Annotated in this window: 30 protein-coding genes and 1 riboswitch; of the genes, 15 read left to right on the top strand and 15 right to left on the bottom strand. The window is 54.3% G+C overall.

What is annotated here, in order from left to right:
- The first annotated feature begins 122 nt into the window (after positions 1-122).
- The 4 genes from pabB (at position 123) to AC559G_RS16485 (ending at position 5,787) form a co-directional block, all read left to right on the top strand.
- Positions 123-1,496 carry an aminodeoxychorismate synthase component 1 gene (pabB, locus tag AC559G_RS16500; RefSeq protein ID WP_498913294.1) on the top strand — a complete coding sequence of 458 codons (1,374 nt, stop codon included), beginning with the start codon at positions 123-125 and terminating at the stop codon, positions 1,494-1,496.
- On the top strand, positions 1,493-2,071 hold the full coding sequence (locus tag AC559G_RS16495) for a CoA pyrophosphatase (RefSeq protein ID WP_498913293.1): 579 nt from the start codon (positions 1,493-1,495) through the stop codon (positions 2,069-2,071). The genes pabB and AC559G_RS16495 overlap by 4 nt, the downstream gene beginning before the upstream one ends.
- Positions 2,072-2,519: 448 nt before the next feature.
- A complete protein-coding gene (sdaA, locus tag AC559G_RS16490) occupies positions 2,520-3,884 on the top strand; it encodes an L-serine ammonia-lyase (RefSeq protein ID WP_498913292.1) in 1,365 nt (454 codons plus the stop codon).
- Between the two features lie 268 nt (positions 3,885-4,152).
- Entirely contained in the window at positions 4,153-5,787 is a 1,635-nt protein-coding gene (locus AC559G_RS16485; RefSeq protein ID WP_498913291.1) for an EAL domain-containing protein, read from the top strand.
- A 74-nt stretch (positions 5,788-5,861) separates the two neighbouring features.
- On the opposite strand, the gene AC559G_RS16480 is transcribed toward AC559G_RS16485, so the two are convergent.
- The gene (locus tag AC559G_RS16480) at positions 5,862-7,409 is read right to left on the bottom strand and encodes a TerC family protein (protein WP_498913290.1); all 1,548 of its coding nucleotides are present in this window, start codon (positions 7,407-7,409) and stop codon (positions 5,862-5,864) included.
- A gap of 555 nt (positions 7,410-7,964) precedes the next feature.
- On the opposite strand from AC559G_RS16480, the gene manX reads away from it, so the two are divergent.
- The 5 genes from manX (at position 7,965) to mntP (ending at position 12,125) form a co-directional block, all read left to right on the top strand.
- Positions 7,965-8,924, top strand: a complete 960-nt coding sequence (manX, locus tag AC559G_RS16475; RefSeq protein ID WP_438598517.1) for a PTS mannose transporter subunit IIAB — start codon at positions 7,965-7,967, stop codon at positions 8,922-8,924.
- A 55-nt stretch (positions 8,925-8,979) separates the two neighbouring features.
- The gene (locus AC559G_RS16470; protein ID WP_438598518.1) at positions 8,980-9,780 is read left to right on the top strand and encodes a PTS mannose/fructose/sorbose transporter subunit IIC; all 801 of its coding nucleotides are present in this window, start codon (positions 8,980-8,982) and stop codon (positions 9,778-9,780) included.
- A 15-nt stretch (positions 9,781-9,795) separates the two neighbouring features.
- Positions 9,796-10,641, top strand: coding sequence for a PTS mannose transporter subunit IID (locus tag AC559G_RS16465; RefSeq protein WP_438598519.1), 846 nt, complete (start codon positions 9,796-9,798; stop codon positions 10,639-10,641).
- A gap of 51 nt (positions 10,642-10,692) precedes the next feature.
- Positions 10,693-11,163, top strand: a complete 471-nt coding sequence (locus AC559G_RS16460; protein WP_346080485.1) for a DUF986 family protein — start codon at positions 10,693-10,695, stop codon at positions 11,161-11,163.
- 199 nt (positions 11,164-11,362) lie between these two features.
- Positions 11,363-11,544: riboswitch (yybP-ykoY riboswitch) on the top strand.
- Between the two features lie 11 nt (positions 11,545-11,555).
- Positions 11,556-12,125: a manganese efflux pump MntP gene (gene mntP, locus AC559G_RS16455; RefSeq protein WP_438598520.1), complete on the top strand. Its 570-nt coding sequence runs from the start codon at positions 11,556-11,558 to the stop codon at positions 12,123-12,125.
- A 71-nt stretch (positions 12,126-12,196) separates the two neighbouring features.
- On the opposite strand, the gene rlmA is transcribed toward mntP, so the two are convergent.
- Entirely contained in the window at positions 12,197-13,015 is an 819-nt protein-coding gene (gene rlmA, locus AC559G_RS16450; RefSeq protein WP_498913289.1) for a 23S rRNA (guanine(745)-N(1))-methyltransferase, read from the bottom strand.
- Positions 13,016-13,236: 221 nt separating this feature from the next.
- Here rlmA and pgeF point away from each other — a divergent pair, with 221 nt between their 5' ends.
- The gene (gene pgeF, locus AC559G_RS16445) at positions 13,237-13,956 is read left to right on the top strand and encodes a purine nucleoside phosphorylase YfiH/LACC1 family protein (protein WP_498913288.1); all 720 of its coding nucleotides are present in this window, start codon (positions 13,237-13,239) and stop codon (positions 13,954-13,956) included.
- An 84-nt stretch (positions 13,957-14,040) separates the two neighbouring features.
- Here pgeF and cspE read toward each other — a convergent pair whose 3' ends face one another.
- The 3 genes from cspE to AC559G_RS16430 form a co-directional block, all read right to left on the bottom strand.
- The gene (gene cspE / locus AC559G_RS16440; RefSeq protein WP_002221949.1) at positions 14,041-14,250 is read right to left on the bottom strand and encodes a transcription antiterminator/RNA stability regulator CspE; all 210 of its coding nucleotides are present in this window, start codon (positions 14,248-14,250) and stop codon (positions 14,041-14,043) included.
- A gap of 41 nt (positions 14,251-14,291) precedes the next feature.
- Entirely contained in the window at positions 14,292-14,408 is a 117-nt protein-coding gene (locus AC559G_RS16435; RefSeq protein ID WP_002211058.1) for a DUF2627 domain-containing protein, read from the bottom strand.
- A gap of 456 nt (positions 14,409-14,864) precedes the next feature.
- A complete protein-coding gene (locus AC559G_RS16430; RefSeq protein WP_498913287.1) occupies positions 14,865-15,863 on the bottom strand; it encodes an MBL fold metallo-hydrolase in 999 nt (332 codons plus the stop codon).
- A 207-nt stretch (positions 15,864-16,070) separates the two neighbouring features.
- Between AC559G_RS16430 and AC559G_RS16425 the strand changes: the two genes are divergently transcribed.
- Positions 16,071-16,355: a hypothetical protein gene (locus AC559G_RS16425; protein ID WP_498913286.1), complete on the top strand. Its 285-nt coding sequence runs from the start codon at positions 16,071-16,073 to the stop codon at positions 16,353-16,355.
- 52 nt (positions 16,356-16,407) lie between these two features.
- Here AC559G_RS16425 and AC559G_RS16420 read toward each other — a convergent pair whose 3' ends face one another.
- The 4 genes from AC559G_RS16420 to mgrB form a co-directional block, all read right to left on the bottom strand.
- Complete coding sequence (locus AC559G_RS16420; protein ID WP_498913285.1) at positions 16,408-17,775, bottom strand: APC family permease; 1,368 nt, start codon at positions 17,773-17,775, stop codon at positions 16,408-16,410.
- Positions 17,776-17,964: 189 nt separating this feature from the next.
- Positions 17,965-18,279, bottom strand: a complete 315-nt coding sequence (locus AC559G_RS16415; protein ID WP_438597657.1) for a phage protein NinX family protein — start codon at positions 18,277-18,279, stop codon at positions 17,965-17,967.
- A gap of 108 nt (positions 18,280-18,387) precedes the next feature.
- Positions 18,388-18,660, bottom strand: a complete 273-nt coding sequence (locus AC559G_RS16410) for a YebO family protein (RefSeq protein ID WP_498913284.1) — start codon at positions 18,658-18,660, stop codon at positions 18,388-18,390.
- A gap of 96 nt (positions 18,661-18,756) precedes the next feature.
- Positions 18,757-18,900, bottom strand: a complete 144-nt coding sequence (mgrB, locus tag AC559G_RS16405; protein ID WP_498913283.1) for a PhoP/PhoQ regulatory lipoprotein MgrB — start codon at positions 18,898-18,900, stop codon at positions 18,757-18,759.
- A gap of 165 nt (positions 18,901-19,065) precedes the next feature.
- Here mgrB and AC559G_RS16400 point away from each other — a divergent pair, with 165 nt between their 5' ends.
- Positions 19,066-19,299, top strand: coding sequence for a YobH family protein (locus tag AC559G_RS16400; protein WP_346080524.1), 234 nt, complete (start codon positions 19,066-19,068; stop codon positions 19,297-19,299).
- 37 nt (positions 19,300-19,336) lie between these two features.
- Here AC559G_RS16400 and AC559G_RS16395 read toward each other — a convergent pair whose 3' ends face one another.
- Positions 19,337-19,576: a DUF2766 family protein gene (locus AC559G_RS16395; RefSeq protein ID WP_438597659.1), complete on the bottom strand. Its 240-nt coding sequence runs from the start codon at positions 19,574-19,576 to the stop codon at positions 19,337-19,339.
- Between the two features lie 196 nt (positions 19,577-19,772).
- On the opposite strand from AC559G_RS16395, the gene AC559G_RS16390 reads away from it, so the two are divergent.
- On the top strand, positions 19,773-19,985 hold the full coding sequence (locus AC559G_RS16390; RefSeq protein ID WP_438597660.1) for a YccJ family protein: 213 nt from the start codon (positions 19,773-19,775) through the stop codon (positions 19,983-19,985).
- Positions 19,986-20,459: 474 nt separating this feature from the next.
- The gene (locus AC559G_RS16385) at positions 20,460-20,846 is read left to right on the top strand and encodes a helix-turn-helix domain-containing protein (RefSeq protein ID WP_095848433.1); all 387 of its coding nucleotides are present in this window, start codon (positions 20,460-20,462) and stop codon (positions 20,844-20,846) included.
- A 782-nt stretch (positions 20,847-21,628) separates the two neighbouring features.
- Here AC559G_RS16385 and AC559G_RS16380 read toward each other — a convergent pair.
- The 3 genes from AC559G_RS16380 to lysM all read right to left on the bottom strand — a co-directional run bounded on the left by AC559G_RS16380 (position 21,629) and on the right by lysM (position 22,516).
- Positions 21,629-21,793 carry a hypothetical protein gene (locus tag AC559G_RS16380; protein ID WP_498913282.1) on the bottom strand — a complete coding sequence of 55 codons (165 nt, stop codon included), beginning with the start codon at positions 21,791-21,793 and terminating at the stop codon, positions 21,629-21,631.
- 22 nt (positions 21,794-21,815) lie between these two features.
- Complete coding sequence (locus AC559G_RS16375) at positions 21,816-21,956, bottom strand: hypothetical protein (RefSeq protein WP_498913281.1); 141 nt, start codon at positions 21,954-21,956, stop codon at positions 21,816-21,818.
- Positions 21,957-22,075: 119 nt separating this feature from the next.
- Entirely contained in the window at positions 22,076-22,516 is a 441-nt protein-coding gene (gene lysM, locus AC559G_RS16370) for a LysM and BON domain-containing protein (RefSeq protein ID WP_498913280.1), read from the bottom strand.
- Between the two features lie 214 nt (positions 22,517-22,730).
- On the opposite strand from lysM, the gene AC559G_RS16365 reads away from it, so the two are divergent.
- Entirely contained in the window at positions 22,731-22,922 is a 192-nt protein-coding gene (locus AC559G_RS16365) for a YdfD/YebW family protein (RefSeq protein WP_438597662.1), read from the top strand.
- A 110-nt stretch (positions 22,923-23,032) separates the two neighbouring features.
- Here AC559G_RS16365 and AC559G_RS16360 read toward each other — a convergent pair whose 3' ends face one another.
- Both AC559G_RS16360 and astE read right to left on the bottom strand, forming a co-directional pair.
- Positions 23,033-24,112 (bottom strand): porin family protein, encoded by a 1,080-nt coding sequence (locus AC559G_RS16360; protein ID WP_498913279.1) that lies wholly within the window; start codon positions 24,110-24,112, stop codon positions 23,033-23,035.
- A gap of 580 nt (positions 24,113-24,692) precedes the next feature.
- Positions 24,693-25,676, bottom strand: coding sequence for a succinylglutamate desuccinylase (astE, locus tag AC559G_RS16355; RefSeq protein WP_498913278.1), 984 nt, complete (start codon positions 25,674-25,676; stop codon positions 24,693-24,695).
- Between the last annotated feature and the right edge of the window lie 12 nt (positions 25,677-25,688).

The following is a 25,688-nucleotide window of genomic DNA, read 5'->3' as shown; positions in this document are numbered from 1 at the left end:
GAGAACCCCAATGCCTGTTATTACCATCAGCCCGGCGGCGGCAATACATGCACGGGCCGGACGAGTGTGGCAAAATGGCGCACCCGATGTCTTAGCCCCGTTAGCCAGGTTTAGTTAACCCAATGAGTGGAAACACCCCGAGCCTTAAATCACTGCCTTATACCCCTGAAGCCCTATTGGATATCTTCGCGCCGCTGGCGCAACGGCCCTGGGCCATGTTGTTGCATTCGGGCTTTGCCGAACATGCCCATAGCCGTTTTGACATTCTGGTTGCCGAACCGCGCATCACCCTGGTTACCTGCGGCGAAACCACCACGATCCAGCAGGGCGAACAGCGGCAGCTTTCGGCAGCGGACCCCTTCGCTTTGCTGCACGAACAGTTGGCCGGGTTCAGTTGGCGCCCACAGCCCAATAGCAGCCTGCCGTTTCAGGGCGGTGCGCTAGGGCTGTTTGGCTATGATCTTGGGCGCCGGGTGGAAACCCTGCCGCAGTTGGCGCAGGCGGATCTGGCATTGCCGGATATGGCGGTGGGCATTTATGACTGGGCGCTGATTGCCGATCATCAGCAGAAAACGCTGGTGCTGCTGAGCTACGGGGACGTCGAACAACGCTGGCAATGGCTACAGCAACAGCGGGCGCAGCCACAGCCGCCGTTCGCCCTCACCAGCCCCTGGCGCGCCAACATGTCGCGGGCGCAGTATGGCGCCAGGTTCCGCCGCGTGCAGGAATACCTGCGCAGCGGTGACTGTTACCAAATTAATTTGGCGCAGCGTTTCACCGCCGACTACCGTGGCGATGAGTGGCAGGCATTCCGCCAGCTCAATATGCGTAACCGCGCGCCGTTTTCCGCCTTTCTGCGTTTGCCGCACAATGCGGTATTGAGCGTGTCGCCGGAGCGCCTTCTGTGGCTGGAAAACCAACGCATCCAGACCCGGCCGATCAAAGGCACGCTGCCGCGGCTGGACGATGCCGCGGAGGATGCGCGCCAGGCCCAACGCCTGGCAAACGCCGAGAAGGATCGGGCCGAGAACCTGATGATTGTCGATCTGCTGCGCAACGATATTGGCCGCGTCGCCCAGCCCGGCAGCGTGCGGGTGCCGGAGCTGTTCGTGGTGGAGCCATTCCCGGCCGTCCATCACCTGGTCAGCACCATCACCGCCATTTTGCCGGCCGGCACGCCGCCGACAGAACTGCTGCGTGCCTGTTTCCCTGGCGGTTCAATTACCGGTGCGCCGAAGGTGCGCGCGATGGAAATTATCGAAGAGCTAGAGCCACAGCGGCGCAATGCCTATTGCGGCAGTATCGGCTATATCAGTGCCTGCGGCACCATGGACACCAGCATCACTATCCGTACACTGATCGCTGAAAATGGCCGTATTCACTGTTCCGCCGGCGGCGGTATCGTCGCCGACAGCCAGGAGCAAGCCGAATATCAGGAAACCCTGGATAAAGTCGGCCGTATTTTATCGCAATTGGGGGAGTTTACCGTTTCGTGAGCCAGCCCTGTTATCCAGCCGAATTGGTTGAATTTATCCGCCGTTTCCAACTGCAGTTGCCGCAGGCCAGGCCCCTATCGCGCCACTCGCGCCCGGCGGCGGTGCTGATCCCAATTATCTGCCGCCCGGAGCCGACCTTATTGCTCACCCGCCGCGCCGATGCATTGCGCCACCATGCCGGCCAGGTGGCTTTCCCCGGCGGCAAGAGCGATGCAACGGACGGCTCCGCCATCGCCACCGCGCTGCGCGAGGCGCAGGAAGAGGTCGCCATTCCCCCGCAGGCCGTGACGGTGCTTGGCCAGATGGCGCCATTCGACAGCACCAGCGGCTACCGGGTCACCCCAGTGGTTGGGCTGGTGCCGCCGGATATCCATTTTCATGCCAACATCGGGGAAGTCGCCGAACTGTTTGAAATCCCGCTGCAGGAAGCGCTGACGTTAACGCGCTATTATCCGCTGGATATCAAGCGCGGCGACCGCCGGCAGCGGGTTTATCTTTCCTGGTATCAACGCCAGTTTATCTGGGGGTTAACCGCCGCGATCATCCGCCGGCTGGCGCAGCAGGTCAGCCGCTAGCGCCCCAGGCCAAGGGCGTTTCATCACCGCGCATCTCGTGGCGATGCCCCTTTTCCCAGGAAAGCGATCGCCATCACTTTTTTCCGTTCACTTTCCACTACCTTTCCCACTTAATTCATTCTAAAATGCCGAAAAATAACCAATTAACACAAATAAATTTCGCTCAAAAAACATCTAGCAGGACAAAGCACTAGAAACAAGTCTATAAAATAAACAAAAAAAAAGATAATGCGATCCAACGCGACCGGGCGATAAATATTGAGGCAAAGCAACCCCATAAACCGCTTTCATCGCCGATGACGTTGGCTTATCTGGCAATACCAAGGATTATTTTATTTCATGCGAAAAAAGCAACACAAGCCGTATGGCCCTTATAGAATGTCGCAAATCTCTATCGCCTATTTAACCCGCCACCCCCTGGCCGCATGCCGTTTGAAGGAGTTCCCGCGTGATTAGCGTTTTCGACATGTTCAAAATTGGTATTGGGCCGTCCAGTTCCCATACCGTGGGGCCCATGAAAGCCGGCAAACAGTTCGCCGACGATCTGGTTAATCGCGGCCTGATGCCCACCGTCACGCGTATCGCGGTGGATGTTTACGGTTCCCTGTCGTTAACCGGCAAAGGCCACCATACCGACATCGCCATTATTCTCGGCCTGGCGGGCAACCAGCCCGATACGGTGGATATCGATCATATCGCGGGCTTTATCAGCGATGTTGAACAGCGCCAGCGCCTGATGCTGGCCAATGGCCGGCATGAAGTGGATTTTCCGCGTGATAGCGGAATGGTGTTCCGCAGCGCCAACCTGCCGCTGCATGAAAACGGCATGCAGATCCATGCCTTCGCCGGGGAACGGCTGGTTTACAGCAAAACTTATTATTCGATTGGCGGCGGTTTTATTGTTGATGAAGAAAACTTCGGCAAAACCGCGCTCAGCAAGGTATCCGTTCCCTACCCGTTTCATTCGGCGCGCGAAATGCTGGCACACTGCCGCCAAACCGGCCTGTCGCTGTCCGGCATGGTGATGAAAAACGAGCTTTCGCTGCGCAACCGGCAAGAAATTGAAGCCTATTTCGACAACATCTGGCAGACCATGCGCGCCTGTATCGACCGCGGCCTGAACACCGAAGGCGTGCTGCCGGGGCCGCTGCGCGTGCCGCGCCGGGCCTCGGCGCTGCGCAGGATGTTGGTGTCTTCAGACAAACACTCCAGCGATCCAATGAACGTGATCGACTGGATTAATATGTTTGCGTTGGCGGTGAACGAAGAGAACGCCGCCGGCGGGCGCGTCGTTACCGCACCAACCAACGGCGCCTGCGGCATTGTGCCTGCGGTTTTGGCCTATTTCGACCATTTCATCGCGCCGGTCAGCACGGATATTCACATCCGTTATTTCCTGGCTGCCGGGGCAATTGGCGTGCTGTATAAAATGAACGCCTCGATCTCAGGGGCGGAAGTCGGTTGCCAGGGCGAAGTAGGCGTGGCCTGTTCGATGGCGGCCGCCGGGTTGGCCGAACTGCTGGGCGGCAGCCCAGAGCAAGTCTGCGTGGCGGCAGAGATCGGCATGGAACACAATTTGGGCCTGACCTGCGATCCGGTCGCCGGCCAGGTTCAGGTGCCCTGCATTGAACGCAACGCCATCGCCGCGGTGAAGGCGATCAATGCAGCCCGTATGGCGCTGCGGCGCACCAGTGAACCACGCGTATCACTGGATAAAGTCATCGAAACCATGTACGAAACCGGTAAAGACATGAATGCCAAATATCGCGAAACTTCTCGCGGCGGTTTGGCGATAAAAGTGCAGTGCGACTGATCCCCTCTTTTGCTCCCCGCAGGCTCTGCGGGGTTCCCCCTGCCAATTTCAAGACATTCGCTCCAATACGTGACATAGTCACAGGCGTTTTTTTATTTCCTCCTGCTCACCTGTTTTACGCTTTGCGCGCTGTAACTGCGGCAAGAGTGAAATTAATTTGTTGAGTTATCATCAATTTTGCATCGCAACAGGCTAGAATTGAGAAATATTCCGTGGGCATTTTGCCTGACCGTAGTCTCAGGCTGATTGGCGAACAAGGATTTACCGGATGTTAATGTCCCAGCTCTCCGTGACAAAATACCGCTACTATCGCTGGTTGCTGGCCAGTTTTGTGGGGGTCGTTGTTCTGCTGGTTTCTTTGTATAGCCGTTTTTATCAGGAAGTTAAAGATATCGAGCATAGCCAGCAGGTGTTGGCTGGGCGTATCGTCACAAAACTCAATCAGGTGCTGATGCCCGCACACCAGCAGGCGCTGCGTTCAATGCCGCTGCTCAATGAAAGCTGCGAAAACGTTATTCCCACCCTACGCTACCGTACGGTGCAAAATGCCGGGGTGCGCGCCATGCTGCTGGTTAAAAATGACAATGTTTACTGTTCCAGTATCTTTGGCGTGCGGCAATATCCGTTTAACAGCAATTTGCCCGGCATGGCCAACAGTGAAACCAAACTGGCGTTGCGATCATCAATGACGGTTTCCAAAGGCACCCCTATTTTACAGATGTGGCTGCCGGATCCGGCCGATCGCTCGCGCGGCGTGCTGCAGGTCTTCGGTATCGAACTGCTGGCCAGCTTTTTATTGGAGCCACAGGAGCCCTACGCCCGCCGCGTGGAACTCAATGTTGCCAACTTTAGCCTGGGTTACAATCAACGGGAACTGATGCGCCGGGAGAACCAGCCCGATGATTTGCGCTATACCGCCAGCTCCAACGAATACCCGTTCTCCATCACCGTCTTTGGCCCCAGCGCCGAAATTCTGGCGCTGGAAAAACTGCCCCACCAGATCCCGCTGGCCTTGCTGATCAGCCTGCTGGCCGCCTATGTGGCCTATTTAATCAGCGCAAACCGTATGAGCCTGTCTTACTATATCGGCCACGCGATCACCCACCGCAAGTTTCTTGTATATTGCCAGCCGATCATTGATGGAGAAACCGGGCGCTGCATGGGGGTGGAAATGCTGCTGCGCTGGAAAAATAAACGCCAGGGCTGGGTTTCGCCCGATGTTTTCATTCCGCTGGCGGAACAACACGGGTTGATTATCCCGCTGACCCGCTACCTGTTAAACGCCGTGGTGGAAAATCTGACCCTGTTCCCGCCGCGGCCTTCGTTCTACATCAGTATCAACGTGGCCGCCGAGCACTTCAACGCCGCCTATCTGTTGAAGGACATCAACCGGCTTTGGCAACCGGCGCAACCGATGCCTTCGCTGGTATTGGAATTAACCGAGCGCACCGAGCTGGCGGCCGATCACTATGAGCAAATCAAGGCATTGAAGGAAATGGGGATCATGCTGGCCATTGATGATTTTGGCACCGGGCACAGTTCGCTAAGCTACCTGAAAAAGCTCAACCCCGATATTCTGAAAATCGACCGCAGCTTCACCGCAGCAATTGGCACCGATGCCATTAACGCTACCGTGACGGATACCATCATTACGCTGGCGAACGCCCTTAAAATCAGGCTGGTCGCCGAAGGCGTCGAAACCGAAGAACAGTTGGAGCATCTGCGCGCGCGGGGGGTTAATGCGTTGCAAGGCTTCTATTTTGCCAAACCGATGCCGATTAACGAATTCCCGCTGTGGCTGCAGCACTATGAAGAACACCTGCGTTCACAGGATATGCGGGCTGACTGGCTCAGAGCCGCCGCACCGCAGGAAACGCCGCTTGGCACGCCTGATGGCCGCTAATGCAAATAGCAAGGCCTGGCGCCGGGCCAGGCCTTGTACACAACGACAGGCGGCTACGTTAAACAGCCAACCGGTTACTCTTCTTCAGGCTCTGGTGGGGCGATTTTGCTGATGTGCACCAGTTCAATGCGGTAATCGGTAACCGCACGGATCTCAAAACGCAACTGCTTCAGCTCGATCACTTCCCCCACCGCCGGCATTTGGCCGCAGTAGGACAACAAGAACCCCGCCAGCGAGGCATAGTCCGCCGTTGGGCTGACCAGATCGCCACAGTTCAGCGCCTGCTCCAGCGAATGCAGATCCGCGCCGCCTTTCACCAGCCAACCGTCGCCATCGGCCACAATCTCTGGGGTTTCGTCTTCGTCGGGGAATTCACCGGCGATCGCTTCTAGCACGTCCAGCGGCGTCACCAGCCCCTGCACAACGCCGAATTCATTGCTGACCACCAGCAGGCTGCCCTTGGCCCGGCGCAACACGCCCAGCAGCTTGAGCACGTCCATGGTATCCGGCACCACGATCGGCGGCGTATGCGCGGCAAATTCGGCAATATCGCCGCCCTGTTCCAGCACCACCAGCAGATCCTTGGCGCGCACTATGCCGATGATCTCGTCCAGCTCATCACGGCACACCGGGAACAGGCTGTGCGGCGTATCAAGTAACTGAGCCCGCACGTCGTCCGGCGAACGATCGCAGTCCACCCAGGAAATTTCGCTACGCGGCGTCATCACACTGCGCAACGAGCGGGAAGCCAGCGTCAACACGCCGCTGATCATGTAACGCTCTTCTTCGGCAAAGGCCTCTTCCACCGGCAGTGGCGTATCTTCCACCGCCTGCTGCTGGGCGCGCCGTTGCCCCATCAGGCGCATAATGGCTTCCGCCGTGCGTTCGCGCATCGGGCGGCGCGCCTGGTGTTTGATGAAGTTACGGCGGGCAATCTGGTTAAACAACTCGATGAGGATCGAGAAGCCGATTGCAGCGTACAAATAGCCTTTCGGAATGTGCAAGCCAAAGCCTTCGGCGATCAGGCTCAAGCCGATCATCAGCAGGAAGCTTAAGCACAGCACCACAATGGTCGGGTGGGCGTTGACAAAATTAGTCAGCGATTTCGATGCCAACAGCATCACCGCCATAGCAATAACTACCGCTGCCATCATCACCGGCAGATCGTTAACCATCCCAACGGCGGTAATCACCGCATCCAGCGAGAAGACCGCATCGAGGATCACGATCTGCACCACCACCGCCCAGAACTTGGCGTAGCCGCGGTTGCTGCCATCCTGATGAGCATGCCCTTCCAGGCGTTCGTGCAACTCCATGGTAGCCTTGAACAGCAGGAACACACCGCCAAACAGCAGAATCAGATCGCGGCCGGAGAAACTGAAGCTCGCCACGCTAAACAGCGGCGTCGTCAACGTTACCATCCACGACACCACGGACAGCAAACCAAGGCGCATCAACAGCGCTAAAGACAGGCCGATAATGCGCGCTTTGTCCCGCTGCTTTGGCGGCAGTTTGTCGGCCAGAATGGCAATAAACACCAGGTTGTCGATACCCAGAACAATTTCCAGGACGACGAGCGTCAATAAACCTGCCCAAATTGAGGGGTCCATTAAAAATTCCATATCAGACTCCGGAAAAAGACAGAATAGCCAAGCCGTGCTGATGCATGGCGGCGCCAATGGTGAATACGGTACGGGATGAAAATGGGATTACCGGTGAATAGCCGAGCGGCCGTGACGTGGATTTAATGCCAGCAGGTGGCGGGTAGAACCTTGGAAAACAGTAACTTCGGTGACAGTCCATAGGGTGGGCTGATGCCCTTCACTCCTGAGTAATGAAAGAAGAAATCACTTTATCAGGAAATTTTTGGCAGGCAAGCGGGATTTTTATCCCGGCCCGTTTTGCCAAGCCGATACCTGTCGATTAATTCTGCAAATGTATCACTTCAATCAAACCGTGCACTCAATAGCAGAGCGCCGTCACAAAATTTATTTTTTCACTTACTAAAATAATTATCGCTGCCCTACCACGACCGGCGCAGGTTTTTGAAACTGCGGTGGTAAGTGTTAAGGGCGCTTTTTTATATTTCTACCATAATGTATCTGAACTGAGGAATCGCTGCCAGGAAGGCGGCAAGACGCACAATCCGTGCCTGAAGTTTAATGAGGAGGTAGCGAGTGGCAATAGCTATTATCATCGGTACTCACGGGACAGCGGCGGAACAATTGCTGAAAACAGCGGAAATGCTACTAGGCGAGCAGGATAACGTCGCCTTTATCGATTTCGTTCCCGGAGAAAACGCCGAAACCCTGATAGAAAAATATACTAGTAAACTCAGTGGGTTGGATACCAGTGGTGGTGTCCTGTTTCTGGTTGACACGTGGGGAGGCAGTCCATTCAATGCGGCCAGCCGCATTGCCGTAGATAAAGAGCACTATGAGGTTGTCACCGGGGTGAATATCCCCATGCTGGTGGAAACGTTTATGGCGCGCGACGACAACCCAAGCTTTGACGAGCTGGTTGCCCTGGCGTTGGAAACCGGGCGCGAAGGCGTTAAAGCGCTGAAAAAACCTGCCGATGAGCCGGCCAAACCCGCGGCGCCCAAGCCGCAGGCCGCCGCGCCACAGGCACCGCTCGGCCCGAATGACCATATGAAAATCGGTCTGGCGCGTATCGATGACCGTTTGATCCATGGCCAGGTTGCCACCCGCTGGACCAAAGAAACCAACGTCAGCCGCATTATCGTGGTTAGTGATGAAGTGGCCGCCGATCATGTGCGCAAAACGTTGCTTACCCAGGTTGCACCTCCCGGCGTAACCGCCCATGTGGTGGATGTGGCAAAAATGATCCGCGTCTGGAATAACCCCAAATATGCCGGCGATCGCGTCATGCTGCTGTTCACCAACCCGACCGACGTTTGCCGGGTGGTTGACGGCGGCGTGACGATTAAGTCAGTCAATATCGGGGGTATGGCATTCCGCCAGGGGAAAACCCAGGTAAATAATGCCGTTTCAGTCGATGAAAAAGATATTGAGGCGTTCAAAAAATTAAACGATCTCGGTATTGAATTAGAAGTGAGAAAAGTATCAAGCGATAACCAACTGAAAATGATGGATCTGATTAATAAACTCAATTAATAGCATCTGCCAGTAATTATTTTACTCAGAGCGATTTGGTCATAGGAGAAGTACAATGGAGATTACCACTCTTCAGATTGTGCTGGTATTTATCGTTGCATGTATTGCCGGTATGGGGTCCATTCTGGACGAATTCCAGTTCCACCGCCCTTTGGTGGCCTGTACCCTGATCGGCATCATCCTCGGTGATATGAAAACCGGCATTATCATCGGCGGTACGTTGGAAATGATTGCCCTCGGTTGGATGAATATCGGCGCGGCAGTCGCACCCGATGCCGCTCTGGCATCCATCATATCCACTATTCTGGTCATCGCCGGCGGCCAAAGCGTGGGGGCCGGTATCGCGCTGGCGATCCCACTGGCGGCGGCAGGCCAGGTACTTACCATCATCGTGCGTACCATCACCGTTGCCTTCCAGCACGCCGCAGACAGCGCGGCCGAACGGGGCAGCCTGCGCGCCATCAGTTGGCTACACGTCTCTGCCCTGATGCTGCAGGCGATGCGTATCGCCATCCCGGCGGTCATCGTGGCCGTTTCTGTCGGCACCGAAGGCGTCCACACGCTGCTTAACTCCATCCCGGAAGTGGTCACCACCGGCCTGAACATCGCAGGCGGCATGATCGTTGTCGTCGGTTACGCCATGGTCATTAACATGATGCGCGCCGGCTACCTGATGCCGTTCTTCTACGCAGGTTTCGTCACCGCCGCGTTCACCAACTTCAACCTGGTTGCGCTGGGCGTCATCGGCGTGGTGATGGCCATTTTGTATATCCAGCTCAGCCCGAAATACAACAAAGCACAGGTTGTACAGGGCGGTGCCACACAGCCCAACGATCTTGATAACGAACTGGACTAGGAATAGGTGAGAGACATGGTTGATACAACTGCAACGCAAAAGAAACTCACGCCGGCTGATATTCGCGGCGTGGCACTCCGCTCCAACCTGTTCCAGGGGTCGTGGAACTTTGAACGCATGCAGGCGCTGGGGTTCTGTTTCTCCATGGTGCCGGCCATTCGCCGCCTGTACCCAGAGAACAACGACGATCGCAAGCAGGCGATTAAACGCCACCTGGAGTTCTTCAACACCCACCCTTACGTGGCGGCGCCGGTGTTGGGCGTTACGCTGGCGATGGAAGAACAGCGGGCCAACGGCGCGCCGATTGACGATGCCGCTATCAACGGTATCAAAGTGGGCCTGATGGGCCCGTTGGCTGGGGTCGGCGATCCTATCTTCTGGGGCACCATGCGCCCGGTATTCGCGGCGCTCGGCGCCGGCATCGCCATGACCGGCAGCCTGCTTGGGCCGGTGCTGTTCTTCCTGCTGTTCAACATCGTGCGCCTGATGGTGCGTTATTACGGTGTGGCCTATGGCTACCGTAAAGGCGCGGATATCGTCAATGATATGGGCGGCGGCTTCCTGCAGAAACTGACGGAAGGGGCGTCTATACTCGGCCTGTTTGTAATGGGGGCGCTGGTCAACAAGTGGACGCATGTTAACGTGCCGCTGGTGGTTTCGAGTATTACCGATCAGACCGGTAAAACTACGGTGACCACGGTGCAAACCATCCTTGACCAGTTGATGCCGGGCTTGATTCCGCTGCTGCTGACCTTTGGCTGTATGTGGCTACTGCGCAGAAAGGTCAATGCGCTGTGGATCATTCTGGGCTTCTTTGTCATCGGTATTCTGGGTTATTGGATCGGCCTGCTGGGCCTGTAATCGTTAGCCGCCGGGGGCTTGCCCCCGGCCTATTATTTCGCTGGGGATGGGATGTCGTTAACCGATGCCGCAATGGTTGTTTTTATCGCATTGATGCTGCTGTACGCGCTGTATGATGAATTCGGTATGGAACGGATAAAGGGGCAAACGCTGCTGAAAGTGCCGCTGAAACGCAGTAACCGTATCGATTGCCTGATCTTTGTCGGCCTGCTCGCCATTTTGGTTTACCGCAATATCACCAATCAGGGTTCACCATTAACAACGTGGTTATTAATTTCATTAGCGCTGATTAGCGTCTACATTTTCTATATTCGCTGGCCGAAATTGTTGTTTAAACCCCAAGGTTTTTTCTATGCTAATGCCTTTATTGAATATCCGCGCATTAAGGCGATGAATTTATCTGAAGACGGTATCCTGGCCATTGATTTAGAGCAGCGCCGTTTATTAATTCAGGTAACGAAATTAGATGACCTTGAAAAGATCTATCACTTTTTCCTTGAAAATCAAAAGATAAAAATATAAAAACCACAATAACAATCACTATACTGCGGCAGTGCCCTGTGTAATTAATCAGCAACACTGTCGCTTCCTCTCTTTATTTTTTGTGTAATAATTACCCTTATTTTTCGAACGACTTATCGTTAATGAAAATAAGTCTCAATTACATAAAATGTCTCGTATAATTAAGGGTTGTCTCTAACAAAAATTATGTGATAAGGTTGCGCCCGTCATTGGGGAGTAGCCGGTTTCTGGGTTGTATCAGCCAGAAACGCCCGTATCAACATACTCGTTTTGTTGTTAAAACGTGGTGCGGGTAGCCAGGAAAGGTTGGCGAGACCATAGGCACGTGACTCCGTCGTATGGTTGGGGGTGGGTTGCGTGTATATGGAGGCTCCCGGCCGAGGTTATTTCAAATGAATCTATCCGCAACGCTTATTCTTGCTTTTGGCATGTCCATGGATGCTTTCGCCGCATCAATCGGCAAAGGCGCCACGCTGCATAAACCCCGTTTCCGTGAAGCACTCCGTACCGGCCTTATCTTTGGCATCATCGAAGCCATTACCCCGCTTATTGGCTGGGGCATTGGTCTGTATGCCAGCCGCTATATTATGGAATGGGATCACTGGGTGGCGTTTAGCCTGCTGTTCATTCTGGGCATGCGTATGATCGTTGAAGGTATGCGCCACCGCAACGAGGAAGAACCGCAGGTCCGCCGCCACGGCTTTTGGGTATTGGTGGCAACAGCGATCGCCACCAGCCTGGATGCGATGGCGATCGGCGTCGGCTTGGCCTTCCTACAGGTTAATATCGTGCACACCGCAATGGCCATCGGCTGCGCTACCATGATCATGGCGACGCTGGGCATGATGATTGGCCGCTTTATCGGCCCACTGTTTGGCAAACGGGCCGAAGTGATCGGCGGCGTCGTATTAATTGGCATCGGCGTGAATATTTTGCTGGAGCACCTGGGTTTTCTTTCCTGACCGGCCACCCCGGCAACGCCGGGGGCCAACATAGGCTCCTGGCCGTTCCCCCCTTCTCTCTTAAAAAACGCCTACCCTTGCCGCCGGTGCAACCTGATCGTAAAATCCGTCTCACAATCGAACAGCGCGCAGTTCGCCAGGCTTTGCCGCACCTCCGGCGAGGCGCGCCAGGCAAACGGCGTCATCTGCAATAAATTTGCCGCCTGCTCGCCCGGCAAAGCCATCGGGTAACTCAGTTGTTCACTGCTTTCACAGACAAAACCGGGCAGTTGCTCGTCAACCTCGGCATGAAGTTGGGTTTGCTGGTAAACCTGCGCTTTAAGCTGGTAAAGGTGGCGCGGCCCGGGCGATACCGTCACCACCACCCCGCTGGGTTTTACCACCCGCGCCAATTCCTCGGCTTTGCAGGGCGCGTAGATGCGCAATACCGCATCCAAAGAGGCTTGCGCAAATGGCAACCGATGGCTGGATGCCACACAGAATGCAACGGTGGGATAACGCTTCGCGGCGTAGCGGACAGCCACTTTCGCCACATCCAGCCCGTAAGTGCTAAACGCCCGCCGCTGCGCGAGCCGTGCGGCCACCTCCGCCGTGTAATACCCTTCACCGCAGCCGATATCCAGCAGAGCGCTTGCGCTACTGCTCAACGCGTCATCCAGCAGTTCGGCCACCCGCTGCTGCAGCGGACGGTAGAACCCCGCGTCGAGAAAGGCCCGGCGCGCCTGCATCATTTCCGCACTATCGCCCGGCTGTTTCGAGCGTTTGTGCTGCACCGGCATTAGGTTGACATAACCTTCTTTCGCACAGTCAAACTGATGGTTGCTCGCGCAACGCCACTGGCGGGCAGCAAAATGGAGCGGTTGATGACACAAAGGGCACTGATAAGACATGATGAGGAAGATTCCAGAAAGAGAGGTGCATTAGGCAAAGCCCCAGGCATTCCTGCCGGAGCGTGCCTAGTCTAAAGAAGGCGTAATGACGTTGCAAGGCGGCATCCCGTTTCATTCCGCCATGCGGGCAACAACTGCGCCGTAGCCTAATTCCACTGGTCAATGCCGAACAAAGCTGATTACACTGGGAGCTGGTTTCCTGACGCAGGCAAGAAGGTTTTATGGCTGATTATTCTGCGCTGCTTGGCGCAATCCCCACCATCAAGCACGGTTTCGGCAACAAGGGCGCCCTGCTCCCCGAACATTTAGCGCATTACCAAGACACCATGCCAGAAAAGAAACAGGTGCACGGAACGCGCATTGTTGACGTTACCGCGCCGCACCAGGCCTGCGGCGAAGCCGACGGCTTTTATACCACGCAGCCGGGTATCCTGCTCAACGTGCTCACGGCCGATTGCCTGCCGGTGCTGTTCAGCCGCCGTGACGGCACAGCGATTGGCGCCGTACACGCCGGTTGGCGCGGATTATTGAACGGCATCCTGGAATGTATGGCCGCACACATTAATCGAGCAGACAGCACGGCCAACTGGGTGGCCGCTATCGGCCCGGCAGCCGGCGCCTGCTGCTATCAGGTTGATGAAGCGCTGGTGGAGCAGTTCCAACAGGCGCTGGCGTTGCCCGCGCAGCTTATCAGCCCACGCTATCGGCACCTGGATTTGGTGGCGATCGCCGCCAGAAAATTACAAGACCTGGGCTTTGCCGGCGTCGATCGTGCTGGCAGTTGCACTATCTGCACCCTGAATCAGGATCCGGCATTGCCGTACCGTTTCAAATACACCAGCTTTCGCCGCAACAGCCACCGCCGGGCAAAAGATCCCAACCATCCGGGAATTAAGGGCCGTAATCAATATGCCGGCATTATCATGCATCAGAGCAAATAAACAGAAAAAAACCACCGTGCCGGCGGTGGCTCATCACAACGAAAAAGCCCGCACTTGGCGGGCTTTTTATACAGCTGACGCTGATTAGATAGCAGTTACGTTAACTGCAGATGGACCTTTCTGGCCATCCTGGATTTCGAACTCAACGTTCTGGCCTTCAGCCAGGGTCTTGAAGCCGTTACCCTGGATTGCAGAGAAGTGTACGAACACATCTTTGCTGCCGTCAGCCGGGGTGATGAAACCGAAACCTTTAGACTCGTTGAACCACTTAACTTGACCTTTAATCTTTGCCATCTTGAGTATTTCCTTTGGATTGTTTAAACCGCCCGTAGGCGTTACATAGACAAACTAGAGTCGTTACTGCTTGAGGCACTAAGATAAGGATCGGCAGAGAAGCGGTATTCAACGCTAACGTCTTTACTCAGAACTTCTTTACTGAAAATGCCACACATATACAGAACTGTACCTCGTTTTACCCAATTGCGTTATCACATACTCTGTATGCGATGGCAAGCCATTTTTAATCGTCGATCGACACGTCGCACATATTTGAAACGGTCAGTCGCAACAATAGCTTAAACAGATTAAAAGATGTTGAAGCTTTATCTGTTTTCTGCTTAGCATAGGCATGCCGCCACACTCCACGCCCCGTCTGCATTTTAACAAAATGGCTAAGTTTAGCGGCTTGAACGCGCCCGGCGGCACACTGCTTAAAACGTTAAAAATTTTGAATCTATATGAAATTTAATATTCCATATAACAATTTTAATAAATGTGAGCCGCATCAGCTTACTGCGCCCCGCGCCGGGCGGCCTGACAACACCACGGCAGCGCTGGCGCCGCTGGCCAAACGTTAGCGGCGCCTGCCCACCGCGCCCCGCCGTCAACCCTGCATAGCTATGCAGCCGTTAACTGCGGCCAACGATATCTATCCGCTCGCCGATCTTCAGCGGTTGAAAACCAGGCTGCGTAATACCCGCGGCGCTCAGCGCCTGGTGCAATTGCTGCGGCGGTTCATCCAGCGACTCATCGGCCAGTTCGAACACCCCCCAATGAATCGGGAACGCCCGCGGCGTATTCAGTTGCTGGTACAGCTGGACAGACTGCTGCGGATCCATATGCTGCGTTTGCATGAACCAACGCGGCGCGTAGGCGCCGATCGGCAATGCCACCAGATCAAATGGCCCCAGGCGCGCGCCGATCTCCGCCAGCCGGTCGGAATAACCGCTGTCGCCAGAGAAATAGAAGCGCAACGCCGGGTGGTGGATCACCCAACCGCACCACAAAGAACGGTTGCGATCCCACAGCGTGCGCATGCTCCAATGGCGTGCGGGCACCGCGTGCACGGTCAGATCGCCCAACGCCAGGCTGTCCCACCAATCCAATTCTTCAACACGCTGAAAACGATAGCGCCGAAACCAATGCTTCAGCCCCAACGGCACCACGCAGGTTGCCTGCGGGAAACGCCGGGCCAACTGGCGGATGGTGCGCCGATCCAAATGATCATAATGGTTATGGGAGATCAGTAAGACATCCACGGCGGGCAAGTCGCGTACCGCCAGCGGCGATGGCGTTTTGCGCTTCGGGCCATAAAAGCTGAGCGGCGATGCGCGAGGCGACAACACCGGGTCAATCAGCACATAGCGCCCGCCTAGGCGCAGCAATACCGAGGCATGCCCCAACCACCATACGCTATCGTTACTGCCTTGCAGATCGGCCTGCTGCCACCAACGTTGAGTAAACTGCCGGTATCCCATTTGCGGCGGCTTCGGCAAACCAAGCTTTTTGCGTTCAGCCCGCCAGCGCTGTAAGTCGCCCTCCTGGCGCTGGGTGGGCTCCAGGTTGCGAAACCCTTGCGGCGTATGATGCGCCTTGCTGGCATTGTAATAACGGTTAGTGATCTTCATAGGCGCTCTCCGGGTAACCCACAGCCATTTGCATCCAAAGGATAAGATAATTATCACAAAATGGAGCAAACTCTCTATCGCCACTGACCTTTCGCACCCTGTTGTTGTCACAGTTATGGTCATGCAGCAAGGGCCGCCAGAGCCCGTTAAGCATTTCTTAAGAACGTTATGTTTTACTTGTTTCGGTCATTCAATGAAGGGGAAATTATGGGCCGTTGTACAACACGCAAATCTTCTGCCCGCACGGGCGGCATCCGCAGCAAACTGCTGGCCCAGGTTCAATACGGCAAAATGTATCTGGCCATGAAACTGCGGCGGGCGCGTATTCCTGCGCCGCTGGTGGCACTGTTTGGCGCGATGCTAAGCATTCTGATCCTGGGGCTGCTGATAGCCAGCGTTGTCGCGATTGATATTATGACAACCCTGTTCGTGCTGTGCCGCAAACTGTTGGGCCGCGGCCACAAGGCCGGAGCCTTAATGCCACGTGGATAAAACGCCAGAGGCGCCCAGGGGCGCCTCATTGTTATTGCCGCAATCGGCGCGTTTATTTCACCGCGGCCGTTTTACCACGGCGCGTCAGCAAGAACCCGCCCCACAGCAGCAGGATCCATACCGGGATCAACAGCACTGAAATCCTAATCCCTTCGCTGTAATACATAATCACCAGAATCAGGCCAAGGAATGCCAGGCACAGATAGTTGCCAAACGGGTACCACAGCGCCTTAAAGCTTGGGATCACGCCCTGGCGGTTTTTCGCCGCGCGGAATTTCATATGCGCCAGGCAAATCATCACCCAGTTAATCACCAACGTGGAAACCACCAGCGCCATCAGCAGCTCAAACGCCTTGCCTGGCATCACATAGTTGATTAACACGCCGATAGAGGTCACCAATGCCGACAGCGCAATCGACAACACCGGCACGCCGCGTTTGTTCACCCGCGTCAGCGCTTGCGGCGCGTTGCCCTGTTTAGCCAGGCCAAACAGCATGCGGCTATTGCAGTATACGCCGCTGTTATATACCGATAACGCCGCGGTGAGCACCACTACATTAAGGATAGTTGCCACCAGGTTGCTGTTGAGTGCGTGGAAGATCAGCACGAACGGGCTGCCGCCATCCGCAACCTTACTCCACGGATACAGCGACAACAGAACCACCAGCGAACCGATGTAGAAAATCAGGATACGATACACTACCTGGTTGGTGGCCTTGGGGATGCTGGTACGCGGTTCTGCCGCTTCCGCCGCGGTGATGCCCACCATCTCCAGCCCGCCGAACGAAAACATAATCACCGCCATCGCCATGACAAGCCCGGAGATACCGTGCGGCATAAAGCCTCCCTGCTGCCACAGGTTGCGCACGCTGGCTTCCGGCCCGCCGCTGCCGCTGGCCAACAGATAGGCGCCAAAGCCGATCATCCCGACGATCGCCGCCACCTTGATAATGGCGAACCAGAACTCGGTTTCACCGTACATCCGCACATTCACTAAATTAATCAGGTTGATCAGCACAAAGAACAGCGCCGCCGAAGCCCAGGTGGGGATCTCCGGCCACCAGTACTGAACGTAAATGCCGACGGCGGTCAACTCCGCCATGCCGACCAGAATAAACATCGCCCAGTAATTCCAGCCGGAAAGAAAACCGGCGAAGTCGCCCCAGTATTTATAGGCAAAATGGCTAAACGAACCGGCAACCGGCTCTTCCACCACCATTTCGCCCAGTTGCCGCATGATCAAAAAGGCAATAAAGCCCCCTATCGCATACCCCAACAGTACCGATGGCCCCGCCATTTTGATGGTTTGCGCGATGCCGAGAAATAGCCCGGTGCCAATCGCCCCGCCAAGAGCAATAAGTTGTATATGTCTGTTTTTTAAACCGCGTTTTAGCGCGCTATCCTGAACCTGGCCGCCCATTTTATCCTCGTATGACTGAACATTCCGCGTAGTTAACGCAGAATATCGCGCGTTAGCACGTGTGAATGCGGGCGGTTTTTTAACATTTAACCCCGAAGGTAGCAAGGAGTAGCGCCCCCTGGCGGGCAAAAGGGGCGGTTTTCTGCAGAAAAGAACGAAGAAACTGGAGATGTTATCCGTGATGCGGCGTTAGCATTCAACGCCTTCGGTCTGGCGGCTTAGCAGGAAGCAAATCATTGCGGCCCGCAATGGGCTATTGCTGTCCGCCTGCCATTCGCCCTGTTGGGTGGCGATGCGCGCCAGCCAACGATCGGGGTTGCCCTGGCTGTCGGCGTTCAGGCTAATTTTGTTGGCGCAGATAATCGGCCAGGCGTCAGCGGGGTTCTTACAGTAGTCTTTACCTTTAATGCCGCCGTAGGGGTACCATTTGTCCGGGTTTTCCCCGGTGAGCAACGCAATGCTGCGGTTAACCTCAGCGTCACTTTCTTCATGCCATTTAATCATCGGCTTAATCCATCCTGTATTAGTTTGAATTACCTTACGACGCCGATACGACAGATTTATGACAGCCGCCGTGGGGCCACGGCGGCATACAGGCAAAATACGTTGCGATCAACGCTCAGGCACAAAACCTCTAAAATCCAACCCGGGGGCGGCCTCATCCGCCGAGGCGGTTTCTTCACCCGCGGTATCCTGCACCAAGCGTTTTAGCAGGGCCGTTTGTTGGCGCTGCTGCTCCGCGATTTCCTGCAGCAGACGTATCTGCTCATTTGCCCGCACGCTGGCACGGTTGACCAGGAACCACAGCCATAGCCCCAGGGCCACCGCCAGAATGCCCACCGCTAACGAAACCAGGCCCGCCGGGCCAACACCTAAATCGAACATGGACTACCCTTTCAACGGCAAAAAAAGACAGCACACATCTTAGCATTCCCCAGGGGATACCAACATCATCTGCAAAGAGAGCATAGTGCCGAACCGTCACCAGGGAATAAAACGGGTAATGGAGCAAATACCGAGCGCAAAGCTCCCATCTTCATCACAGTAGCTATCCAGCGCAAGCAGATAAAAGAACAGGCATGCTGCAAGGATGGCAATTATCATGAGGATTTTTTTCCGCAACAAAATTAGCAGCCTCATTGTTAACGTGTTAATAGGTTCTTAATGCTAACACACCCAACCTAAACAAACTTTAACGATACGTTAAATCCTATCTTTCAGACTGTTACTGTTGCCTGGCGCGGGCAGCCGTGGCTAGATCGTGCCTGCAATCGACAATAAGGAGCGAACGTGAAGAAATTACTGAAGTTGTGCGTACTGTTGGCACTGCTCTATGGGGCATTGTTGTTCTCCGGCTACGGCGTGCTCATCGGCAGCCAAAAAAACGTCGCGGGCCTAGGCCTGCAGTGCAAATACCTCAGCGCCCGTAACGTGGTGACGGCTCAATATCTCAACGGCGAGAATGGTGTGATCGGCACCCCATCCTGCCCAATGCTGAAAAAAATTGAGACAGTGGTGGACTGATCACACCACTGTTTATCTGGCGGTGTGGGTTATAGTGTCATGAACGATTGAATTTCATTTCTATCAGCGCGATGGCCTTTTCAACCGCCCGCCGGGTAACCGGATCCGCCCCCGCCGGGTTGGATGAGAAATCGACGTTTTTCAGTTGATTGGCCATCTTATCCCGCACTTCCGTCGGCGCAATAACATCAATCACATCCAGTATCTGTTTAATAACCAGTTGGCAGGCGACCAGATCAGACACCAGTTCCTGATCGTTGCTCAAAATCGTAGACATAATAATCTTCCTTCTTATTCAGCAGCGGCACAGAATAACATGCACCGCGTGATTTTACCGCCGCCTGGCCGCGCAAGCCCTGATTTTTCAGCATAAATACGCCGTAAGCACCGGGAAAAACCGCCGGACTGGTTTATACTTTACCTATCCATTGCGATATCGCATGCCACATTGATGCATAAAGAGGGAGTTTTTTATGGCAAACCACAATATCAAATCCTGGGCTAGCGTGCGGGAAACCTCCGTTGAAATCGCCGAGGCGATTTTCGAAGCCGCCGGCGATGACGAGGCATTAGCGCAGAAAATCTGGGAAGAAGGCAGCGACGAAGTGCTGGCGAAGGCATTTGCCAAAACCAACGCCAACCAGCTTTATTGGGGTGATGAAACCGTCGAACGCAAAAACGTGTAACGCACAGAAAACGAAAGCCCGGGCCATCGCCCAGGCTTTAAAGGAACCTCAACCCACACAGGGGCATATCAATCGGCCAATAATCACTGTTTTTCACCTCCCACACCTTCCGCATTATTTGCCATTATCGTAGGGGCAGCCATAAAAGCAGCAACGCCCACAATCACAACCAAAGTAATAATCACTGTCATTAACATGCGATCACCCCATCAACGCTACGTTGTTACGGCTAGCTTTTGTCTTGGCTGTTATCACTGCGGCCTGAACCACTTTAGGCGGTAGCGGGCAAATTCAGAGTACCCCTTTTTACATTAGCCTGACAACAGGTTCTCAACGCAAGGCGGCGGATGCGCGCGCGCCAGGGTGGCTCGCTGGATTTGTCTGAATTAACCGGCGCGCGGCGGCCGGTTTTTTTGTCCCCTGCCGCAAGTTGTGTATACTTCACGATCATGTAGATCTCACACAGACGCGCTGATGATTCAAGAACACCACCTCTCATTGGTCTGCGCCCTCAGCAAATGGGTTGAAACCCACCTAGGGCGAGTCATTCACCTGGAAGAACTGGCTGCGTATTCCGGTTACTCACTGTGGCACATGCAAAAACTGTTCAAGGAAGCCACCGGGATATCGCTGGGCAAATATATTCGTGAGCGCCGTTTGGCCGGGGCGGTGTATCAATTGCGCAGCAGTGATGCCTCTATCTTCGACATTGCCATGGACTTTGGTTTTGGCTCGCAGTCGCACTTTACCTATATGTTCAGAAAGCGTTTCAACATCACGCCTTATGATTTCCGCCAGGATCTCAGTGTGGATCTGCATATCGATCCGCCGTTGCATATTATCCATCAGAAAACCGCGTGAGCGCGCCTTGCCCAGGCCAACACGCGCAGCCCTTGCCCACACTGCGATAACGCATTAAAAAAAGAAAATAAACCCAACATAGGCATACTATGCATTATGGAATGACGGGTATTGGCGGGTACTCACCACGGGATGGGAAATCAAAAAGAAGGGATAATATGCGCATTTATTGCGCCAGGCCAAAGAATATAGGCCCAGCGCCGAATAAATTATTTTAAACAACCGGCTTAGTTTAGCGCCACCACCAATAAAGTAGCGATAGAAACCCAAAACGCTGCCGTTACAATAACGACGTGGGACAATCTTGCACGGTAGAGTATTTGGCTCATAACAACCTCACAGGCATCAACTAACAATGTTGGTAATTCAGTTCATGGGAAGCATTTTAATTGCCCATTCGCGTTAATTACTTGCTGGAGATCACTATTTAACCGCGCCCGCCTGACAGGATTAAAAATATGGATGCTAGATCACACTTATCCAGTATAACGCCGGTAGCATGAGTACAAATATCCTGCATCACATCACTGAAACCGGGCTTGCCAGCCCGCGGGCAGGCGCGTTCTGATGGGGAACGTGCGGCAATGCACCGCAATGGCTGCCCACAGCAACCTACCCCCCCGCTTGTTATCCTTTACTTTATTGCTTTTTATTTGCGCGAAAATCGCCACGCTATTTAGCCCCGCCCATTGCACCAATAAGGAGCAAATAGGCGAATGCGCAGTAAAATTTATTTTTCCCGCTGTGCTTAGCCAAGCGAAAGCACATATTTTAGCCAAACACTAAGTCGCCTTAAGGTAGCAATTTTGCACATCAACGCCTTCATGCGCGGTATGGGTATCTGAAAAATAAGTGATGCCGAACAGTATCGATACCACGAGCAGTACAGCAACCAGTAGCCCAATGATAGCGAGCAGTTTCGTTTCGTCGTGGAGATTGTGCTCCATGTTTTCTCCTGTGTGCATGACGTTATGTCAACCACAACGTGACTATGAGCGCCAAAATGATCAGCGAGCAGGATGCCATTGCCAGTACGGTGATGGCAAACGGAACATCCCCCAGCGCGTCACGGTCATCGGTTTCTTTTAGGGTATTGCGGGGGTTTTTCACGCAGTTTGTCTTAATTCATCACGCCAACGGCGTGTGTGTCGCAGGAGTATATCGCATCTGTCATCAAGCGAATAAAAAAACCGGTCTATGACCGGTTGGTAACGTTATGCGGGCAGAGCTTACTGCGGGATACGCAAAACCTGGCCTGGATAGATCTTGTCCGGGTGGGTTAACATTGGTTTGTTGGCTTCGAAAATTCTATTGTACTGATTCGCGTTGCCATAAACCGCTTTGGCGATGGCGCTCAGGGTATCGCCCTTTTTCACCGTGTAAAATTGGCTTTCAGCCGCGCTCTGCGCCACCGCAACATGGTCTTCAACGCCGCTGATGCCAGCCACATTGCCGACGGCCACCAGGATCTTCTCTTTCAGCTCCTGGCTGATGCCTTCGCCGGTCACCACCGCTTTACCATCGACAACCTTAACATCAACTTTATCGGTATCCGGCAGCCCACTTTTATCCAGATGCTCTTTCAGCTTGGCGCTTTGATCGGCGGCATTACCGGTAACGGTGTCCCAAAGTTTTTCGCCAGCTTCTTTGACGAAATTAAACAGTCCCATATTCACTCCTGTTGATGGTTGTGTTGTTGCCTCTATTTAAGACAGGTTAAGCTTAGCAGCACACGTGATATTTTCAATTAGCCCCGCGTGATTAAGCAGTTAGCGTATTTTTCACCTATACTCAATGGGTCGCCCCCGGGCCAGATTCGTTACGGTTTTTTCAGGAAACCGGCAAATCTTGGCGGCATTTGGCTGTGTCATAAGGAAGAAAGCGATGTACGCATTAGTGATGTTTGTATGCTATCTGGATGGCGGCTGTGCCGACATTGTGGTTGACGTACTGCGCGATGAGCGCCAATGCCTGTTCGTCATGAAAGAGCAGAACCTGCGCCATGCGGGTTGCTACCCGGTTGAAGATTGGATTGACGGCTTCTGGCTGCCCGCGAACGAATATGCCCCCTTCTAACCCCACCGACGATGTATCAGGCTCATCGCCCTCCAACTCCTCAAAAATACAGGGCCGCGCAATATGCGTAGCCCCGTCGTGATTATCTGGTCCGTTAAGACAGCGGCCGTTTAGAAACGGTAGGTCAGGCTGGCGGCCAGCACATCATCGCTATTAAGATTCAGTGGGTTGTTATCGCTCAGGCGGTTGATTTTGTAATCAACATAGGTGTACATGTTTTTGTTGAAGTAGTACGTTGCACCGATTTCAACGTACTTCACCAAATCGGCATCGCCGATGCCCTCAATGTCTTTACCTTTCGATTGTACGTATGCCAGAGACGGGCGCAGGCCATTTTCAAACTGGTACTGGGCAACAATTTCAATATCCTGGGCCTTATTGGCAAAGCCGGTGGTGCCGCGAACGTTGATAGGCGTCAGGTTGCGGGTTTCCGCATACATCGCCGCCAGATAAAGTTGGTTAGCGTCATATTTGATGGCGGTTGACCATGCCGTGGCGCTATCGCCCTGTCCATAGGCCAGCGTTTTTTGCGCGCTGGTGCGATTAGCCGCCGAATAGGCCGCAACCACGCCGATACCGGTGCCGCCGATGTCCTGGTAGCTTGCAGACAAACCATAGCCATCACCGTTCTGGCGATTCACCGGGCGGCTGGTTGCGTCGTTCTTGCCCTGGTATTGCAACGCAACGTTCAGGCCATCAACCAAACCGAAGAAGTCGCGGTTACGGTAGGTCGCCAGGCCGTTAGAACGCCCGGTCATGAAGTTATCGGTATTGCTCAGTGAGTCGCCGCCAAACTCTGGCAGCATATCGGTGTAGGATGCTGCGTCATAGACCACGCCATAGTTACGGCCATAGTCAAAGGAGCCATAATCGCTGAACTTCAGGCCGGCAAAGCCCAGGCGGGTTTTGGTGCCGGTAGTGCCTTCAGATTCTGCATGGTTGGTGGCGACGTGATATTCCCACTGCCCGTAGCCAGTCAGTTGGTTGGTGATCTGCGTTTCACCTTTAAACCCTAGGCGCACGTAACTGGTGTCGCCGTCGCTGCTGCTGTTATCGGTGAAAGTGTGTTTGGCATTGAGCCGGCCATAGAGATCGAGCTTGTTACCCTCCTTATTATAAATTTCTGTTGCGTGAGCAAAAGACGTGAGGCTACCTAGCACCGCTAAGGCTAATACACTGCGTTTCATCATTATTCATTCCTAGATCTTGAATTAATACCCGAACGTCATGCCCAACTTATATTGTTGAGCTATGATCTTGTAGTTTTTATATGCCCTGAACTTAAGGCCCAGAGACATTATCATTATGTTTCGAAAGTTAAAATAAAAAAATGCTGCCGGCGACCTGCGCAAACGGGTAGCGCAGTATCAATAAACCAGAATAATAAATCATAACGCATTGATTATTAATCAAATAAAAATCATGTCTGCATAATTACACAGCAAATTATGCAGCGAAAACGCATTGTGTTTGGTTATTTATCATTCAGAATTAAGGGGCTGGATGTATAAATTATAGTGATGGCACTATCCGGTTTACCTATAACTGCTCGTAATATACCCAAACGATAAAACGGAAAATAGCGGTAGACGTTAATCAAGCATTTAATTTAGACAGGTACGTCGGGAAGCGTGATATTACCGACGTAGAGAACATATAAGTACATATTATAGGCCGTTATTATCGGTTAAATTAAACAGAGAACGCACCGGCGGCCAGATATAAAACGCCAGATGCGATCCCTAATAGCACAAAGGCCTGTTCACAGGCTCAGAACAGCGTACTGCGTGCCATCTCGGTTAACACCAACCCGGCACGCAACCCCAGCGCCACATTCGGGTTGGGGAACAGGATCCACGCCTTGGCATGTTGCACCCGGTAGGCCTCATCAGGCTGCTCGCACACCAGCATCCCCTCGGGCAACTCGGTAAAATTGGCGGTGTCATCGCTCAAATACAGACGAAACGCTGCGCTGCGTTTAATCAACGATGTCTCAACGCGGAACACCCGTATCGGCGCCCCCTGCCGGGCTGGCAGCGGTTGGCCGCTGGCCACCGCCTGCAGCACGCGTTCAATAGCTGCAAACTGCTGCAGATCGTTTTGCCCAAACGGGCGCGCCTTGCCCAGCTCCAGCGTGCAACTGGCTGCCCCGGCATGCTCGCAGGTAAAGTGGCTGAAGGTTCCCCCCGGCTCACTGTGCAGCACCAGGCTATCCAACGCCGCCGCGTCCAGCGCCGCCAGCAGCGCAGGGCTGTAGGGCCCTGGCTGGAAAGGCAAAATGCCAAAACGTGGCAACCGTGAATCACGGATCGCGGTGTGCAAATCATAGTGAAAACGCTCAGCGCTTTCGCCGGCGAAAAAGGCCGCAATTGCCTGTTCCAACTGTTGCACCCGCACCGTTTCACCGCTGGCGGGGAACTCCTGGGCGCGCTCACCAAACATCCGGTTCATATCGCTGTGCAGATAACGCTTGCCAGCGCGCATCGCCGCGGGGTTGCCAAGCATAATCAGCATCTTCGCCGCCAGCGGCCGGCGCCCGGCCAGCAGCGCATTGACCAGGTTGTTCAACAGCTCAATGGGCGCGGTTTCATTGCCATGAATACCTGCCGACAAGACCACGGCCTGGCGATAAGCGTGCAGTGGGCAGAGCTCCAGGATCCCTTCCCCCAACCAGCGCCACCGCAGGTTTTGGTTCTGCCCTTGTTGCTGGGCGGGAGTTTCGCCCGCCAGCGTTAGGGCTAATAAATCCAGCATATGCACACCTTT

It is taken from the genome of Gibbsiella greigii (assembly GCF_039540155.1).
GTDB classification, from domain to species: domain Bacteria; phylum Pseudomonadota; class Gammaproteobacteria; order Enterobacterales; family Enterobacteriaceae; genus Gibbsiella; species Gibbsiella quercinecans.
The sequence above is the reverse complement of the archived record's forward strand: the minus strand, read 5'-3'. Positions and strand labels throughout refer to the sequence as shown.